Genomic DNA, 548 nt, shown 5'->3' with positions numbered 1-548 from the left:
CCAACCGGCTATGAAACGCAACGCTGGATCGAATCGATGGGAGCCAGCTGTACCGTCATTGCGCCTTCACTCATGCCTAAACGCCCCGGGGACCATGTCAAAACGGATCGGCGTGATGCGGAGCAGCTAGCCCGTCTGTTTCGCGCAGGCGAGTTGACCGCCGTTCATGTCCCCACGCGCGATGACGAAGCGTTGCGTGATCTCGTTCGTTCCCGCGAGGCGGCCAAAGAAGATGCGCACCGCGCGCGCCAACGAATTCTCAAATTTCTTTTGCGTCATCAGATCCATCCGCCAGACACGATCAAGCGACGCTGGACCAAGAAGTACCGCGTATGGCTGGCTGCGCTCACCTTCGAGCATGCGGCGATGCAAGTCGTGTTTATGGAGATGCTGCATGCGCTTGAGGAAGTCGAGCACCGCATAGGTCGGTTGGAGAATGCGCTTCTTGAGCAAGCCACGACGGGAGCGAAAGCTTCTGTTATCCAGCTTCTTCAATCCCTGCGTGGCGTTGCGCGCCTAACCGCCATCACCATTGCCGCGGAAATTGG

General features: G+C 58.4%; 1 protein-coding gene. It reads left to right on the top strand.

The features are described 5' to 3' along the window. Positions 1 to 548, top strand: a 548-nt coding sequence (locus RB620_RS30205) for an IS110 family transposase (RefSeq protein WP_308100872.1), incomplete at both ends; no start/stop codon positions are given.

It is taken from the genome of Paenibacillus sp. LHD-117 (genome assembly GCF_030929555.1).
GTDB lineage: Bacteria > Bacillota > Bacilli > Paenibacillales > Paenibacillaceae > Pristimantibacillus.
Note: the sequence above shows the minus strand (reverse complement) of the source record. Positions and strands in the feature narration are given on the sequence as shown.